Genomic DNA, 17125 nt, shown 5'->3' on the forward strand with positions numbered 1-17125 from the left:
TTAAGTTAAATAGCATAAATAAGGGGGATCTTCATGGCAGAACTTGTGTATCAAACAATTGGTCAATTGCTAGATGAACAATCAAAAAAGTACCCGCAGAATGAAGCATTGGTCTATGCTGACAGAAATTTACGCATGACTTATGAACAGCTAAATCGTCAAGCACGATACGTAGCGAGAGGTTTAATGGCTCTTGGAATTGAAAAGGGAGACCATATCGCAGTATGGACGACGAATGTTCCTGAGTGGGTACAGCTTCAATTTGGTACAGGGAAGATGGGTGCTCCAATTGTAACGGTAAATACGAATTACCGTGCGAGTGAGTTGGAGTATTTATTGAAGCAATCTGATGCTAAAACGATTTTTTTAATTGAAAATTATCGAGACCATTCTTTTATCAATACACTGCAAGAGTTATGTCCAGAGCTTGAACATTGTGAACCAGGTAATTTGCAATCAAAGCGACTACCTTTATTAAAAAATGTTATTTTAATCGGTGAAACCAAATACCCCGGCGTACTTAATTGGTCAGATGTTTTAACAGCTGCCGAGCAAGTAACCGAGGAACAGTTAGATCAGAGAGAGCAATCTCTCCATTATGATGATGTCATTAATATTCAATATACTTCTGGTACAACAGGCTTTCCTAAGGGAGTCATGCTAACGCATTTTAACTTAGTCAATAATGCTGTCAATATTGCTGAATGTATGCGTTTAACGCCAGAGGATCGTCTATGTATCCCAGTTCCATTCTTCCATTGCTTTGGTTGTGTCATAGGCACATTAGCCATCACAACGAGTGGTGGAACGATGGTACCGGTACAGGAGTTCTCACCTGAAGAGGTACTAAGAACCGTTCAACAAGAGAAATGCACTGCATTACATGGCGTGCCAACAATGTTCATTAGTGAACTGAATTTATCGAATTTTGCATCTTTCGATCTTTCAACTTTACGTACAGGCGTCATGGCAGGATCAAACTGTCCAATTGAGGTTATGAAAGCGGTCATTGAGAAGATGGGCATGAAAGATATAACAATATGCTACGGTCAAACAGAATCATCACCTGTTATTACGCAGACAAGAACGGAAGACCCGTTAGTGTTAAAGGTGGAGACGGTTGGCCGCGCATTACCTAACCTAGAAGTAAAGATTGTTGTTCCTGGAACTACCGAGGAAGCTCCGACGAATGAACAGGGAGAGCTGTGTACAAGGGGCTATCATGTGATGAAGGGCTATTATAAAAACCAGGAGGAAACAGATCTGGCGATTGACGAGGATGGTTGGTTGCATACAGGTGATTTAGCAACAATGGATGAAGCAGGTTATGTCCGTGTAACAGGTCGTTTAAAGGATATGATTATCCGAGGTGGCGAAAACCTATATCCTCGTGAAATTGAGGAGTTTCTTTATACACATCCGAAAATTTCAGATGTTCAGGTTGCTGGTGTTCCTGATCCTGTTTATGGCGAGGAGGCGGCAGCTTGGATTGTTTTAAAAGAAGGGGAGCAGGCTACAGCGGATGAAATCCGAGATTATTGTCGAGATAAAATTTCTAGACATAAAATTCCCCGACATATTTTCTTTATTGATCACTATCCAATGACTGCATCTGGAAAAGTTCAAAAATATAAATTACGAGAAGATTTTGTTATGACCGTAAAGTAAGGAGGGGCAGTGAATATGTTCAACAAGGTATTAATTGCAAATCGTGGAGAGATTGCTAGACGTGTGATCAGAACATGCAAGCGCCTAAATATTCATACGGTTGCTATCTATTCAGAGGCAGATGCAGAAAGCTTACATGTGAAAGATGCAGATGAAGCTTTCTGTGTGGGGAAGCCACCGGTTGCACAGAGCTATTTAAATATCGACCGCATTCTTGAAATTGCACTAGAAAGTGGCGCAGAGGCTGTTCATCCGGGCTATGGTTTACTATCAGAGAATGCAAATTTTGCGAAACGTTGTACAGAGGCGGGTTTAGTGTTTATCGGGCCAAGTGCTGATGTGATTGCTTCAATGGGCAGTAAATTAGAGGCACGTAAAACAATGAAAGCTGCAGGTGTACCGATTGTAGAGGGTGTAGAAGCGCCTGTGAAGGATGTAGAAGAAGCCACTAGCATAGCGGAGCGTTTAGGCTATCCGATTATGTTAAAGGCATCTGCAGGCGGTGGCGGTATCGGTATGCAACTAGTTGATAATGCCGAGGAACTAGCCAAAGCTTTTGAGGGCAATCAAAAGCGTGCACAATCATTCTTTGGTGATGGCACGATGTATATGGAGCGGTTCATTGCTAACCCTCACCATATCGAGGTGCAAATTATTGCAGATCATCAAGGCAATGTTGTTCCATTATTTGAACGTGAGTGCTCTATTCAACGAAGAAATCAAAAAGTAGTAGAAGAAGCACCATCCCCGTTCATCTCACAAGAGACAAGAGAAAAAATGCTAGAAGCGTCAGTTAAGGCGGCAAAGCATATTGGTTATGTCAATGCTGGAACAATCGAATACTTGGTTGATGAAGATCAAAACTTTTATTTTTTAGAAATGAATACAAGACTACAGGTAGAGCATCCCGTTACGGAGGAAATTACGAAGCTTGATTTAGTAGAAGAGCAATTAAAAATTGCGGCAAAACAACCTCTTACATTTACTAGAGAAAGTATTACTAAAGAAGGGCACGCGATTGAAGTGCGCATATACGCTGAAAATCCTTCGACATTTTTCCCGTCTCCAGGTACCATTACGACTCTTGAATTACCGACCGGTGAAGGAATTCGACATGAATGTGGCGTAGAGTCTGGTTCAGTGGTAACACCATTCTATGATCCGATGATTAGTAAATTGGTAGTGTGGGGGGAAACAAGAGAAATTGCCTGTGAAAGATTAGCACAAGCGCTAAAGGTGTATAAAGTGGAGGGGATTCAAACGAATATCCCGATGCTTTTAAAAACCATCACACATGAGCAATTTTTAAAAGGGTATACGACAACAAAATTTGTAGAGCAATATTATTTACCGCAATTAGCAGAAACAAAATAACAATGATCATGTATTCGTGTTTCCGAAGAGGGACGAATACATGATAAAAAAATTAGGAGTGAATGATTATGGCAACAGTAAAAGCAAGCATGGCAGGAACAGTATGGAAAATCGTCGTAACAGAGGGCGAGAAAGTGACAGCAGGTCAAGATGTAGCCATTTTAGAATCGATGAAAATGGAAATTCCAATTGCAGCAGAAGAGGATGGCGTAGTGACGAAAATCATTGCCAATGAGGGAGACTTTATTAACGTTGATGATGATATTTTAGAAATTGAATAAGAGGAGGCTTGTTTATGCAGTTACCTAAGCAAGTCACAATCAAAGAAGTTGGTCCCCGTGATGGCTTACAAAATGAAAAAACGCATATTTCAACAGCTGATAAAGTGCAATTAGTAAATTTATTAGGTCAAACAGGATTAAATTATATTGAAGTGACATCTTTTGTGCATCCCAAATGGATTCCTCAATTGGCAGATGCAGTCGAGGTTCTGCAAGCCATTAAAAGACATAAGGATATTACCTATGCGGCACTTGTACCCAATATGCGGGGCTTAGAACGCGCATTGCAGGCTGAAGTAGATGAAGTAAGTATTTTTATGTCTGCCAGTGAAAGCCATAACCAAAGTAATATTAATAAAACCATAGAAGATACATTTCCCATATTAAAGGAAGTTGTAGAAGGAGCTCAGGCTGCAAAGAAACATGTTCGAGGTTATATCTCAACGGTTATTGGTTGTCCCTATGAGGGTTATATACACCCTGACAAGGTATTACGAGTAACGGAAAAATTATTGGAGATGGGTGTGACTGAAATATCGCTTGGTGACACAATTGGTGTTGGTGTACCGACGCAGGTTGAGTTTCTTTTAGAGGAATTACTAAAAAGGTATCCTGCTGAAAAATTTGCCATGCATTTTCACGATACACGTGGGACCGCATTAGCCAATATTATGAAATCCTTAGAGATGGGTATTACTAAATTTGATAGTGCGCTTGGTGGGCTAGGGGGCTGCCCATATGCAAAGGGTGCCTCAGGTAATGTAGCCACAGAAGATTTATTGTATTTATTTGATGAGATGGGCATTGAAACAGGCGTAGATCGACAAAAGGTGCTAGAGGCAGCACTCTTTATTGAAGAGAAGTTAGGCAAAGCTGTTGCATCAAAGCAAATGGCGATTGTCCGCAATGAAAGGAGTGCAAATCAAGGATGACACAACTCGTTCGTTTTGAAGTACTAGAGGATAGTATTGGACTTATTACACTTTCAAGACCAGAAGCTGCGAACGCTATGTCGGTTCAATTACTGCATGAGCTGTCTGACACGCTTGATCAAATCAATGGAGATCCAGCAGTGCGTGTAGTCCTTCTAACAGGTGCGGGCGAAAAGGCATTTTGTGCAGGTGCTGATTTAAAGGAACGTAAAGGAATGTCTGATCGACAAGTGAAGCAGATCGTGCAACTGATTGGTGCCACTGTGGCAAAAGTTGAAACGCTTGCACAGCCTGTTATTGCTGTCCTAAATGGTGTAGCCTTTGGTGGAGGCTTGGAGTTGGCACTAGCTTGTGATTTACGAATTGCTGCTACACATGTAAAGCTTGGCTTAACAGAAACTTCACTCGGTATTATTCCAGGTGCTGGGGGGACACAGCGACTTCCACGTTTAATTGGTCTTGGTAAAGCAAAGGAATTAATTTATACAGCACGTAGGCTCAATGCCAAAGAAGCTGAAAATTATGGCATTATCGAATATGTTTATGAAGGACATGAGGTATTAGATAAGGCACAACAGCTTGCACTGGAAATGGCAAAAAATGCACCACTCTCTTTAGTGCAAGCCAAAGTTGCGATCAATCAAGGTGTTGAGGTAGATTTAGCTACCGGGTTAAAAATTGAATCACTTGCATATAGTGCACTGATCCCAACGGAAGACCGATTAGAGGGCTTACTTGCCTTCCAAGAGAAGCGAGCGCCACAATATTCAGGGAAATAAAACGCCAAGAAATCATTTTGGTGTAATCGATTGGGCAAAGGGAGGAAATAAACATGAGCAATATCTCGACAGAAAATACACCACCTACAATGAAAGATAAAATTTTAGCAGGTGGATTACCAAAATATCATGATAAAAATGCACAACAAGGCAAGCTATTTGTACGTGAGCGTCTTGAACTTTTACTTGATGATGGTCTTCAATCGGAGGATGGGCTCTATGCAAACTGTTTAGCAGGGGATTTACCAGCAGATGGCGTTATCACTGGTATTGGTAAAATTCATGGTCGTACGGTTTGTGTGCTAGCTAACGATTCAACGATTAAAGCTGGTTCTTGGGGAAAACGCACAGTTGAAAAAATGATTCGCATTCAAGAAACAGCTGAAAAGTTGAATTGTCCATTACTCTATTTAGTGGATTCAGCAGGTGCACGTATTACAGATCAGCTTGAAATGTTCCCAGGCCGCAGAGGCGCAGGCCGCATTTTCTACAATCAAGTCAAACTGTCAGGAAAAGTTCCGCAAATTTGCTTATTATTTGGTCCTTCCGCAGCGGGTGGTGCCTATATTCCTGCATTTTGCGATATCGTGGTGATGGTAGAAGGGAATGCTTCTATGTATTTAGGATCTCCTCGAATGGCCGAAATGGTTATCGGTGAAAAAGTAGATTTAGAAACAATGGGTGGCGCAAAAATGCACTGTTCCGTTTCGGGTTGTGGAGATGTGCTTGTTAAATCCGAACAGGAGGCTATTACTTATGCGCGCAAATATTTAGGATACTTCCCTAATAACTATGCAGAGCGTAGCAAGGTAGAGGCTCCCAAACCACCGGCCTCATTTGATAAATCTATTGAAGAATTAATTCCTCAAAATCAAAATGTTCCATTTGATATGTATAAGCTAATTGATCGTATTATCGATGAAGATTCATTTTGTGAGGTTAAGAAATTATTTGCACCAGAATTAATTACAGGCCTTGCCCGAATTAATGGTCAATCAGTCGGCATTATCGCTAACCAACCACGCGTCAAGGGAGGCGTGCTATTCCATGATTCTGCTGATAAAGCGGCGAAATTTATTTCACTATGTGATGCATTCAATATCCCACTGTTATTCCTAGCAGACGTTCCAGGCTTTATGATTGGTACTCAGGTAGAAAAAGCAGGAATCATCCGTCATGGTGCTAAAATGATTTTTGCCATGAGTGAGGCAACTGTTCCTAAGCTAACGGTCATTGTGCGTAAAGCGTATGGTGCAGGATTATATGCAATGGCTGGCCCTGCGTTTGAACCAGACTGCTGTATTGCCTTATCAAATGCACAAATTGCCGTAATGGGACCAGAAGCTGCTGTCAATGCAGTCTATGCCAATAAAATTGCAGAACTTCCAAAAGAAGAGCAAGCAAGCTTCATTGCCGAGAAACGTAAAGAATATCAAGAGGAAATTGATGTGTATCGCTTAGCTTCAGAGCTTATCATTGATGATGTGATTGAGCCTAATGAGCTGCGTAAGGTACTAGAAAATCGCTTAGAACTTTATATGTCAAAATACTTATTATTCTCACAACGTAAGCATGGGGTAAACCCAGTTTAAACATACTTATTATAAGGCTGTCTCTCTGGTAGGAGACAGCCTTTTTGGGTGATAATTTTTTCAGCTACTTGCAAGCTATAGTTGAGCATATTAAAATATGGGAAGGAATAAAAGGGAAGTGGGTGTTAAGCTTGTCTAAAAACAACATAGCGGATGTTCAAAACAATGCCAAGCTCCCATTACCATATCGGGATGTCATTGATACATATTATTTGCCGCTAAAGGTTGCAGGTTGGATTTTATTTAGTATCTATTCATTTATGGCTTTTTATAAATTGGTTATTGATCGCTTAGTAGATGTAGTCGTCATTTTATTAAAGGGAGATTACTCTATAGGTGACTTAGGATTGTTTGATTATAGTAGCTGGCGATTAACTACTAATTTTATACCCTTCGAAACGATTCTCCGTTATATAAACTACTCTCAGTATTTTAATTGGGAAATTATAATCGTTAACTTACTTGGCAACTTATTAATTTTTACTCCAATGGGCTTTTTACTGCCTTTACTATCGAAGAAATTCCGAAAAGCGTGGGTTATTATTTGTTTAGGCTTTATTTCTAGTCTTGCTGTTGAAACCGTTCAATTTATTTTTACCGTTGGTTCTGCAGATATTGATGATTTAATTTTAAATACAATTGGTGCATGGCTTGGTTACTTAGCCTATAAAGGTATATTGATTAGACCAAAAAAATGAGAAAAACAGTCCAGTATGAAGGGGCTGTTTTTTTATTTAATGTTGATTAACACCATTTGTTTAGTGTATATGGTAATAAATTTTATTGAAAAGTGTATGGAGCTAATAAATGAATATGGAAATATGAGCTGAATGAGGTTCTTTCTGCCTATTTTTGAAAATAATTAATATCTCTTTAGGAGCTTAGTAGTCATTAGTGCTTGAATTTAATAGTGAAAATTCCGATAATGAGTGTACAGAAACTATTAAAATGGTATAGATAGAGTGTGAGGAAGAATGTTCATATCTATTAACTTATTAGCATATGAAGATAGAAGGGCGAGGTGAAAACAATGAAAATATCAAATCTAATGGAGCAAGAAAGAATTTCATCCCAGCATAATCGTAAAAAAATACTTCAGCGTAAAGAGGCAGGAGATGCCTATAGAAAAAATGCGATGTATTTTCAGCCAAAGAAAAATCCATTATTGATTGAACTTGAAAATTTATTATTAGGACGTACTGACCAAGATTTGTACGATCAACAGCAAGAAGAGTCAAAAGAAGTAACTCCTCAGCAGAAAGCCATTATGGAAGATTTACAGCAAACTGAAAAGAATGTACGGGCCCATGAGCAAACTTATAAAGTAGGAATGAATGATAACGCTGATTCCTCGAATATATCCGATTCAGAACAAGGTGACACACTGCACATTTTAGAGCAGGTACGTAATGCAGCATTGTCATCAGCAGAGCCTTCTCCTCTAGATTTACGTGTGGCGCAAAGTGTTGACGCTCAAATACAGCATATGTTAAATAATGCAAATTTTGATGACGTTGCCACAAATGAAAGCGAACCATCTTTTGTACGTGACATCATTGAAGTGAAGGTTCCTGAACGTTACTCGAAGGAATTGAAATTGGACCCATTTGCAGATACAATTTTCGGTAAGAACTATGAGACTGCATTCAAGTTAAGAGTATTTAAACAGGCATCGGAAAGATATGCGGCTCACGTTCAAATGACGAAAAATGGCTATCGTCCAGACAAGGATTCTATGTTCTCTTTGATAGCCTGATGCTGTAGATAGGAGATTGTTGACATGGCAAAGGCAAAGTATGCGAAAACGAATGCGATTCGTTTATTAGAACAACAAAAAATTCATTTTGATGTGATGGAATATGAAACAGGGGACGGTCAAGTAGATGGTGTTTCTGTAGCTGAGAAAATAGGGCAGCCTGTTGCTCGGGTATTTAAAACATTAGTAGCAAAAGCAAGTGCACAAAGGTTGTTTGTATTTGTAATTCCAGTAGCTGAAGAGCTAGACTTAAAAGCTGCCGCCAAGGTAGTTGGGGAAAAGAAAATTGAAATGTTAGCGGTAAAAGATCTACTTAGCCATACTGGTTATGTTCGCGGTGGATGTTCACCAGTAGGGATGAAGAAGTTATATCCAACGGTCATCGATGTATCTGCTCAAGAACAAGGTAGTATAATCGTTAGTGCCGGGAAAATTGGTATGCAAATTCATGTACAAATAGAAGATCTGAAGAATATAACAAAGGCACAACTTGCCTCAATTACAACTACCCATGAGTGAGAGAATGGGTAGTTTTTTATGTGGTAAGATAAACGGTTTAGTTCAAGCACTATAGCTTAATTTTGGTTGAAAGTATGATACAGTAATAGCAATATTATTCATAGAGAGAAGGATAAGGAATGCGTAGAATAATGGGGTGGCGTTGGACCTTTTTTATTGGTGGCTTAATGGTGATGTCACTTGGCATCACGATGTCGATAAAGGGGAAAATTGTGGGCACAAGCCCATGGGATGTTTTACATGTAGGTCTATTTCAAAATTTTGGGTTAAGTATTGGCACATGGTCTATTGTAACAGGACTCTTTATAGTTGCTTCAACATCCATTGTATTGCGTCAATGGCCAAAGATAGGTACTTGGCTCAATATGCTGTTAATTGGCTCGTTCATTGATGTATTTAACTGGATGTTACCCTCGACGGATGTATATGGCTTACAAATTACATATTTTATTATTGGCTTATTTGTTTTGAGCTTTGGCTGTGGGATGTATATTGCACCGAATATGGGCGCAGGACCAAGGGATACCTTAATGATGATACTTGTCGAAAAGTTTGGTGGATCCATTAAAACAGCAAGAATGGGAATTGAAGTACTTGTAACCATTGTGGGCTGGCTTCTAGGAGGACCAGTTGGAGTAGGGACAGTATTGATCGCCTTAACTTCAGGCTATATTGTGCAATATTCATTACCGTATTGTCGTAAAATCTTGATGAAATGTATTGGAAATATGGAAGGCATGAAGCCATTCTATTAAACCAAGAAGCTACTTATATCTGTAAAGGATAGAAGTAGCTTTTCATTTTTTTTAGCGTTCTTTCATATAATGCAGGGCACAAGCTAAAGGAGGAACGACATTTGAACGGAAATGTAACGTATTATTTTGGACACGCATTGACTGGCCAAGGTGTGAAGCATTTATATAAAGAAATGATGGAAGAGGCGTCTCTCGTTTATTTTTTGCAAGGGCCTGCCACATTTAAAGGTTCAGAGCTGTTAAAAGAACTAGGATACTTCTATGTGAAACAGGGCTTTGCTGTCGAGTGGTTTAAGCATGCTTTATTAGAGGAGGTTGTTGAGGCCGTTTATATAAAAGGCTGTAACAGACTTTTTGTATGGGCATCTGAGTGGAATATCGAGCCAACTTTACTCGGTACAAAGCATCGTGTCATGTCTTTCTATGAATGCTTAGAAGACATACAGCTTAAAAAGGTTGGAGAACAGCTTGCAGAGGCGATGCAGGAGCGTGCAACATGGCGTGAAAAATGCATAGCGAAACTGGATCAAGCAATCAAGCTACATGATGACTGGGAGGTTATCACACAAAGCTGTATGAACTGGCAGGCATTAAATGAACAGGTGGAAAATTTAAAGTCGGAAGTGTTCCAATCTATTATTCTGAATAAAACAGGTATGCGGACACATCGTTTACTGGGAACGCTAACTCCTAGAGGTGCGGAAAATACAGTGGATAGTATCACCAAAAGTATCACGACTCGCTTCATGATTAAAGGTAAGCCAGGTACAGGCAAATCTTCACTAATGAAAAGCTTAGCCGATGAAGCAAATGCAAGAGGGCTTGATGCACAAATTGTTTGGTGTGGCTTAGATGCGGGATCTGTAGATATGGTCATTATCCCAGAGCTTAATTTCTGTATTTTTGATAGCACAGAGCCTCATATCTTTGATCCAGAGGATGGTAGGTTAGGGGATAAGATATTTGATATTGGTCAACATTGTGCGCTGTCAGAGGAAGCAGAAACTGCGATCGAGGCAGTGCGAGCACAATACAAAGAAGCTATACAGGATGCGATGGGCCATTCCAAACGATATGCAGAAGCTGAATATACCGTTCGTCGTTTATTAGATAATTGTCTATCGGCTTCTTTATGGCGCGAAAAAACAGCGCCACTATTCGAAAGATTAACAAAGTAATGTAGCTAATGGCTTGCATGTGCTAAACTAGGAGCGAGAACAGTTTTCCTAGGGAAGGATGATACGCTTGTCAAAAGTATTGAATGCATTTTTAGATGAAAACCTACAAGCCTTACATGAACAGGGCTTATACAATGAAATCGATCCAGTAGAGGGAGCAAATGGCCCAATTATTCAGGTCCGTGGCAAAAATCTTGTTAACTTATCCTCTAACAACTATCTTGGTTTAGCAACAAATGAAGAATTAAAGCGTATTGCCAAAGAGACAATTGATAAATACGGTGTTGGAGCAGGTGCTGTTCGTACAATCAACGGGACACTTGACTTGCACGTAAAATTAGAAGAAAAGCTTGCTGAATTTAAAGGAACAGAAGCGGCTATTTCTTATCAATCTGGATTTAATTGTAATATGGCAGCTATTTCGGCTGTAATGGATAAAAATGATGCCATTCTATCTGATCAATTAAACCATGCCTCTATTATTGATGGATGTCGCTTATCAAAGGCAAAAATCATCGCGTTTAATCACTCTGATATGGAGGATTTACGTGCAAAGGCAAAGGCAGCAAAGGAATCAGGTTTATACAATAAAATCATGGTTATCACAGATGGTGTCTTCTCAATGGATGGTGATATTGCTAAATTACCTGAAATTGTGGAAATAGCTAAAGAGTTTGATTTAATCACGTATGTGGATGATGCACATGGTTCGGGTGTAACAGGTAAAGGAAAAGGAACTGTGAAGCATTTTGGATTAGAAAAAGAAATTGATTTCCAAATTGGTACATTATCAAAAGCCATTGGTGTAGTAGGTGGCTATGTAGCAGGTAAGAAAAATTTAATTGATTGGCTAAAAGTTCGCTCACGCCCATTCCTATTCTCAACAGCATTACCACCAGGTGATGTAGCCGCTATTACAGCAGCAGTGCAAATGCTGATTGATTCAACAGAGCTACACAATAAGCTGTGGGATAATGGTAATTATTTAAAAGCGGGGCTTGAGAAGATTGGCTTTAATATTGGTGCGTCTGAAACACCAATTACACCATGCATCATTGGGGATGAAAAGTTAACACAGGAATTTTCAAAACGTTTATTTGAAGAAGGCGTTTATGCAAAATCGATTGTCTTCCCAACAGTTCCAAAAGGTACAGGTCGCGTTCGGAATATGCCAACAGCGGCACATACAAAAGAAATGCTTGATGATGCAATTGCGATTTACGAGAAGGTTGGTCGTGAATTAGGCGTTATTCAATAAGAAAAAGGCTTCCTCGTGGATGGGGAAGCCTTTTTTTGCATGATAGAAAGGAAAAAGTGAAGGATAGAATCGAAAAAGTGACCGATAGAAGCTTAAATCTAATTGATAGCGATCTAAAAATAGACAATCTCTTTATTTTGACCCAATTATTTTGCCTGCCTTGAGTTGTTGAATAGCTTGATCAGAAATATTTAATGCCTGTAAAATTTCTTCATTATGTTGTCCTAAAGAGGGTGCTGCACTTGTTAGCTGTCCAGGCGTTTGTGAAAACTTAGCTGGGAAGCCCAATGTTCTCATTGGTCCAGCAATCGGGTGCTCATAGGACAGTACCATGTCACGCTCTAGTATATGAGGGTCATTTAATGTTTGGTCATAGGAATAGATTGGACTAGATGGTACACCGTGCTTATCCAATAGTTCGAGCCAATAGATAGCCTTATGCTTAGTTAGCTCGCTTTCAATTTCTGCCTCCAGCTCCCTCACATGTTGGGCACGTGAATAGTTGGTAGCAAAGAGAGAATTGTCTAACCAATCAGGTCGATTGACAACTTTTACGGCAAAAATCTCCCATAGCTTTTGATTGCCAGCACCTACTAGAATATAGTCATCCTGTGTTTTGAAACCTTGATAAGGCGCTGACACACGATGGGCGGTTCCAGTTCGCTCAGGTAACTCACCCTTTCCGAAGTAAGCAGCGGCCTCCCAAACAGTCCACGCAAGACCTGACTCCACTAAGGACACATCTATATATTGACCTTCGCCACTACGAAGCTTATAAATATAGGCCATTAAAATGGATTGTAAGGCTGTTTGTGCAGCAGCAATATCATTCACCGCAAAGCCAACTTTTACAGGTCGTCCATCTGCTTCACCTGTCATATGCATTAAGCCACTCAGACCCTGAGCCATAATATCATAGCCACCCTTTTGACTATATGGACCTGTTTGACCATAACCGGAAATAGAGCAGTAAATTAGGCCTGGATTGATGGCTTTTAATGTGTCATAATCGATACCAAGCTTTTTCGTGACACCTGGTCGATAATTTTCCACAAGTACATCAACAGATTGAATCAATTCTTTAAATAAAGCCAGTCCCTCAGTAGTTTTTAAATTGATGCAGACACCTTTTTTATTACGATTAACCATCATATACATATGACTTTCTTCATTAACGAATGGACCCATTGTACGGGTATCATCTCCGTTTGGATATTTTTCAATTTTGATAACTTCTGCACCCATATCTGCTAATACCATGGTGCAATAGGGACCTGCTAAGACTTGTGATAAATCGACAACCTTTAATCCTTGTAGTGCTTGTTTCATTTACCCTCAGTCCCATCCTGTTTGACTAATGTGATGTTGCGTAATCCTTTGACAGAGGTGGCACCGGCTAATGCGATAGAAACCTTTAATTCATCATAAAGATTGGTCATCACCTTTTCAACGCCTTGTTGTCCTTCAAGGGCAAGTCCATAGACGAAAGGACGTCCTATTGCAACGGCATCCGCTCCTAAAGAAAGTGCTTTTAAGGCATCCATGCCACGATATACACCACTATCTAATATAATAGGAATTTGTCCATTCACAACTTTCGCAATAGCAGGAAGGGCATCGAGTGAACCAATCACGCCATCTAATTGACGGCCACCATGGTTTGATACAATAATGCCATTTATACCATTGTCGATAGCTAGCTTTGCATCTTCAGAATGTAAAATTCCCTTCAATAATATAGGAAGATTTGTACGTTTTTTTAACTCTCGAACATGCTCCCAATTAAGTGTTGGGTGGAAGACATTTTGCAAGACACCTTGTACATAGGACTCGAATGAATCATCAGGTAAAGAGGCTGTAAAAACGGGATCATTCATATAATTTCCTCTTGCATAGCCTAGCTTCAATGGTGAAAACTGATTGCGTACATCTTCTTCACGCCAGCCAAGCATTACGGTGTCGACAGTTAAAACGATCGCTTCAAATCCAGCTTCCTCCGCACGTGCAGCCATACTAAAAGCAATTTCTTCATTGGTAGACCAATATAATTGAAACCATTTTGTTGCAGAAGGCGCAGCTTGAGCAACTTCTTCAAGAGCAAAAGTGGAAACAGTGCTTTGTATATAAGGGATATTTAAAAACTGGGCAGCACGTGCAACGGCAAGCTCACCTTCATCGTGAACCATTCCGTTCATGCCCACAGGAGCAAAAAGCAAAGGAGTTGGATATGTTTTACCAAACAAATGAACGGATGTATCAACGTTTGACACATCATTTAAAAAACGGGGAACAATGGAATACTTCTCAAAAGCTGCTCGATTATTGCGCAGTGTTTGTTCACCGCCAGCACCTGAACGGATATAGCCAAAAGGTCCAGCTTCGATTTTTTCCGCTACGGCCTTTTCTAAATCTGCAAAGCAAATGGGGAAGGGGGCTTGTGCAGTTATATTTTTTAAGAGTAGATCGCCATCAGTTATGTTTGTCATCGTTACTACCTCACTTATTTATTGAAAATAGGCTTTCTTTTATTTAAAAAGGCTTGAATACCTTCGTTATAATCGTCTGAACTAAATGAATCCAAAACTAACTGTGCCAACGCATCATTTTCTTCATTTTCACCATCAACAATTGCCTGGATCACTTTTTTGATTCCTGTGTTTGCAATGGATGATTTACTTAATAAATGTTCAGCGAATTGCAATGTCGCCTCATCAATATCCTCTGGTTCGTGGAGGGCCGTGATTAAACCAATATTTTTTCCTTCTTCAGCTGTGAAAATAGTAGCTGTGTACAAAATTTCCTTTGCCTTAGCGACACCAACAATATTGATGAGACGTTTCGTGCTTTCTAAATTATAGACAATACCTATGTTTGCAGCGGTGATGCCTAGCCTACTCTTAGGTGTTGCTAATCTAAAATCACAAGCGTTTGCTAACTCTAAGCCACCACCAATTGCTAAGCCCTGAATCATAGCAATTGTCGGATGCGGAAATTTATAGAGAGCATCGATCGCCTTTAGAGCCAATTCATTATAGGCTTTGGCATTGTCTGTAGCATAACGAACATCTAAAAACTCGCTAATATCTGCACCGGAAGAAAAGGCTACATCATTGACACCGCGAACAATTAAAAGTTTGATGGAAGAATCTATACTGAGTAGCTCTAGTTGGTCTACTATGGCTTGAAACATTGCCCTTGATAAAGAATTTCGTTTATCTGGGCGATTTAATACTAACGTTGCAATATAGCCATTTTTCTCTACATAAATTTCGTTTGTCATCTTCATTCTCCTCTTAATCTTTTTTCAACTTCGCGGCGAAGCGGTTACCGATGGATTGAATGCTTTGCACAAGGATGATTAAGATAAAGACAGTTGCATACATCACATCAACCTCATAGCGTAAATGACCGTAACGATAGGCAAGGTCACCTAAACCGCCAGCACCAACCATTCCTGCCATTGCTGTTGCACCAATTAATCCTATTGTGGCAATCGTTAAGCCTAAAATAATAGATGGTCGTGCTTCACGTAATAGGACATGCCAAATGATATGGCGACGTTTAATACCCATAGCTGTGTAGGCTTCTACTACTCCGGAATCCACTTCTAAAAGCGCAGATTCCATCAGTCGTGCAATATAAGGAGCTGTGTAAACAACTAGCGGAACGATTACACCTTTAACACCAATTGTTGTACCTACAATTAACTTGGTAAAAGGTAAAATGAAGAATAATAAAATGATAAATGGTACAGAGCGAACAATATTGATAAATAGATTAAAAAATTGATAGAAAAATTTATTTTCAAAGGATTGTCCTGGTCGTGTTAAAACAATTAATAGCCCTAATGGAATACCAATCAGAATGGAGAACAATAATGAAATTCCGACCATTTGAAATGTTTCGATAATTGCTTTGCCAATAACATCTGACCAATCTGTAAAGAAACTTTGGATACTACTCATTGAACGCACCTCCTAATTCTTCCACTGCCACACCATTTTCTGAAAAATACGCTAACGCCTTTTGGACAATCTGCGTCTCGCCATGTAAATGCACCACAATATTGCCGACAATACCGTTTTTTAATTCAATAATATTAGCTGTTAAAATATTTGGTTGTACATCGTATACCTTAGTGACTTCGGCTAATAATGGCTTACCAGTACTTTCACCAAGGAATGTTAAACGGATTACACTTCCTGAAACATTTAATTGCTCAATAAGAGAGGTGGATAAATTACGTTGTGAAATTGTATTTAAAAACTTTCGCGTTGTAGGGTGTTTCGGTTTCGCAAAAAGTTCAATCGCTGTGCCAAATTCCACAACTTTCCCTGATTCTAGAACAGAAACCTCATCGCAAATTTTTTGAATTACATTCATTTCATGTGTGATGAGCAGAATCGTAATGCCTAATTCACGATTAATTTTTAACAACAATTCAAGAATGGCTTCCGTTGTCTCAGGATCAAGTGCACTTGTTGCTTCGTCACTAAGTAAAATCTCTGGTTCCTGTGCTAAGGCACGTGCAATCGCCACACGCTGTTTTTGACCACCTGAAAGTTGATTTGGGTAACTATCTAGTTTATCTGTTAAACCGACAATTTCAGCATACTTAGCTACTCGGTTTTTTACTTCCGCCTCTTTATAGCCTAGAAGCTTTAAGGGAACTGCAATATTATTGTAAACTGTTGCTGTTTTTAATAGATTAAAGTGCTGGAAGATCATCCCGATTTTTTGGCGTGTTTGACGTAATTCTTGAAGAGAAAGGGTCGTAATGTCTACATTGTCTATCACTACTTTTCCTGCTGTAGGACGTTCTAGTAGATTAACGCAACGAATGAGTGTACTTTTACCAGCACCACTATAGCCGATTACACCATGAATTTGTCCCTTTTTTACATGAAGATTAATGCCATCCACAGCTTTTATGATGCCTTTTTTCGACTTGAATTCTTTTGAGATATTTTGTAATTGAATCATGCGATTGTTTGCTCCTTTCTCCACCTTCTAAAAAGCAAGAATCTGCTCGT

The 17125-nt window shown here is 39.5% G+C and carries 17 protein-coding genes; 12 read left to right on the forward strand and 5 right to left on the reverse strand.

Going from position 1 to position 17125, the window contains the following annotated elements:
* Window positions 1-33: 33 nt before the first annotated feature.
* The 12 genes from LCP48_RS02660 to LCP48_RS02715 all read left to right on the forward strand — a co-directional run bounded on the left by LCP48_RS02660 (window position 34) and on the right by LCP48_RS02715 (window position 12092).
* Entirely contained in the window at window positions 34-1668 is a 1635-nt protein-coding gene (locus LCP48_RS02660) for an AMP-binding protein (RefSeq protein WP_004225535.1), read from the forward strand.
* A 15-nt stretch (window positions 1669-1683) separates the two neighbouring features.
* Window positions 1684-3042 carry an acetyl-CoA carboxylase biotin carboxylase subunit gene (locus LCP48_RS02665; protein ID WP_202342054.1) on the forward strand — a complete coding sequence of 453 codons (1359 nt, stop codon included), beginning with the start codon at window positions 1684-1686 and terminating at the stop codon, window positions 3040-3042.
* Window positions 3043-3110: 68 nt separating this feature from the next.
* Window positions 3111-3323, forward strand: coding sequence for an acetyl-CoA carboxylase biotin carboxyl carrier protein subunit (locus LCP48_RS02670; RefSeq protein WP_004225532.1), 213 nt, complete (start codon window positions 3111-3113; stop codon window positions 3321-3323).
* Between the two features lie 14 nt (window positions 3324-3337).
* Window positions 3338-4255: a hydroxymethylglutaryl-CoA lyase gene (locus tag LCP48_RS02675; RefSeq protein ID WP_216485778.1), complete on the forward strand. Its 918-nt coding sequence runs from the start codon at window positions 3338-3340 to the stop codon at window positions 4253-4255.
* Window positions 4252-5034, forward strand: coding sequence for an enoyl-CoA hydratase (locus tag LCP48_RS02680; RefSeq protein ID WP_004225529.1), 783 nt, complete (start codon window positions 4252-4254; stop codon window positions 5032-5034). Before LCP48_RS02675 ends, LCP48_RS02680 begins: the two co-directional genes overlap by 4 nt.
* A 53-nt stretch (window positions 5035-5087) precedes the next feature.
* Window positions 5088-6626: an acyl-CoA carboxylase subunit beta gene (locus tag LCP48_RS02685; protein ID WP_004225528.1), complete on the forward strand. Its 1539-nt coding sequence runs from the start codon at window positions 5088-5090 to the stop codon at window positions 6624-6626.
* Window positions 6627-6670: 44 nt separating this feature from the next.
* Window positions 6671-7324 carry a VanZ family protein gene (locus LCP48_RS02690; protein WP_004225527.1) on the forward strand — a complete coding sequence of 218 codons (654 nt, stop codon included), beginning with the start codon at window positions 6671-6673 and terminating at the stop codon, window positions 7322-7324.
* 332 nt (window positions 7325-7656) lie between these two features.
* Window positions 7657-8382, forward strand: a complete 726-nt coding sequence (locus LCP48_RS02695) for a hypothetical protein (RefSeq protein ID WP_004225526.1) — start codon at window positions 7657-7659, stop codon at window positions 8380-8382.
* 24 nt (window positions 8383-8406) lie between these two features.
* Window positions 8407-8901 (forward strand): Cys-tRNA(Pro) deacylase, encoded by a 495-nt coding sequence (gene ybaK / locus LCP48_RS02700; protein WP_004225525.1) that lies wholly within the window; start codon window positions 8407-8409, stop codon window positions 8899-8901.
* Between the two features lie 119 nt (window positions 8902-9020).
* Complete coding sequence (locus LCP48_RS02705; RefSeq protein ID WP_225340661.1) at window positions 9021-9656, forward strand: YczE/YyaS/YitT family protein; 636 nt, start codon at window positions 9021-9023, stop codon at window positions 9654-9656.
* 101 nt (window positions 9657-9757) lie between these two features.
* A complete protein-coding gene (locus LCP48_RS02710) occupies window positions 9758-10834 on the forward strand; it encodes a hypothetical protein (protein ID WP_009371628.1) in 1077 nt (358 codons plus the stop codon).
* Between the two features lie 58 nt (window positions 10835-10892).
* Window positions 10893-12092 carry a glycine C-acetyltransferase gene (locus tag LCP48_RS02715; RefSeq protein ID WP_225340662.1) on the forward strand — a complete coding sequence of 400 codons (1200 nt, stop codon included), beginning with the start codon at window positions 10893-10895 and terminating at the stop codon, window positions 12090-12092.
* A gap of 132 nt (window positions 12093-12224) precedes the next feature.
* Here the strand turns inward: LCP48_RS02715 and LCP48_RS02720 are convergent, their stop codons facing one another.
* Genes LCP48_RS02720 through LCP48_RS02740 form a run of 5 tightly spaced genes read right to left on the reverse strand, consistent with a single transcriptional unit; the run spans window position 12225 to window position 17075 of the window.
* Window positions 12225-13421 (reverse strand): CaiB/BaiF CoA transferase family protein, encoded by a 1197-nt coding sequence (locus LCP48_RS02720; protein ID WP_225340663.1) that lies wholly within the window; start codon window positions 13419-13421, stop codon window positions 12225-12227.
* Entirely contained in the window at window positions 13418-14578 is a 1161-nt protein-coding gene (locus LCP48_RS02725; RefSeq protein ID WP_009371625.1) for an alpha-hydroxy acid oxidase, read from the reverse strand. The genes LCP48_RS02720 and LCP48_RS02725 overlap by 4 nt, the downstream gene beginning before the upstream one ends.
* A gap of 14 nt (window positions 14579-14592) precedes the next feature.
* A complete protein-coding gene (locus tag LCP48_RS02730; RefSeq protein ID WP_004225519.1) occupies window positions 14593-15372 on the reverse strand; it encodes an enoyl-CoA hydratase/isomerase family protein in 780 nt (259 codons plus the stop codon).
* Window positions 15373-15385: 13 nt separating this feature from the next.
* On the reverse strand, window positions 15386-16057 hold the full coding sequence (locus tag LCP48_RS02735; protein ID WP_004225517.1) for a methionine ABC transporter permease: 672 nt from the start codon (window positions 16055-16057) through the stop codon (window positions 15386-15388).
* Window positions 16050-17075 (reverse strand): methionine ABC transporter ATP-binding protein, encoded by a 1026-nt coding sequence (locus LCP48_RS02740; RefSeq protein WP_225340664.1) that lies wholly within the window; start codon window positions 17073-17075, stop codon window positions 16050-16052. The genes LCP48_RS02735 and LCP48_RS02740 overlap by 8 nt, the downstream gene beginning before the upstream one ends.
* Window positions 17076-17125 lie beyond the last annotated feature (50 nt).

The organism is Lysinibacillus capsici, from assembly GCF_020217405.1.
Classification (GTDB): Bacteria; Bacillota; Bacilli; order Bacillales_A; family Planococcaceae; genus Lysinibacillus; species Lysinibacillus capsici.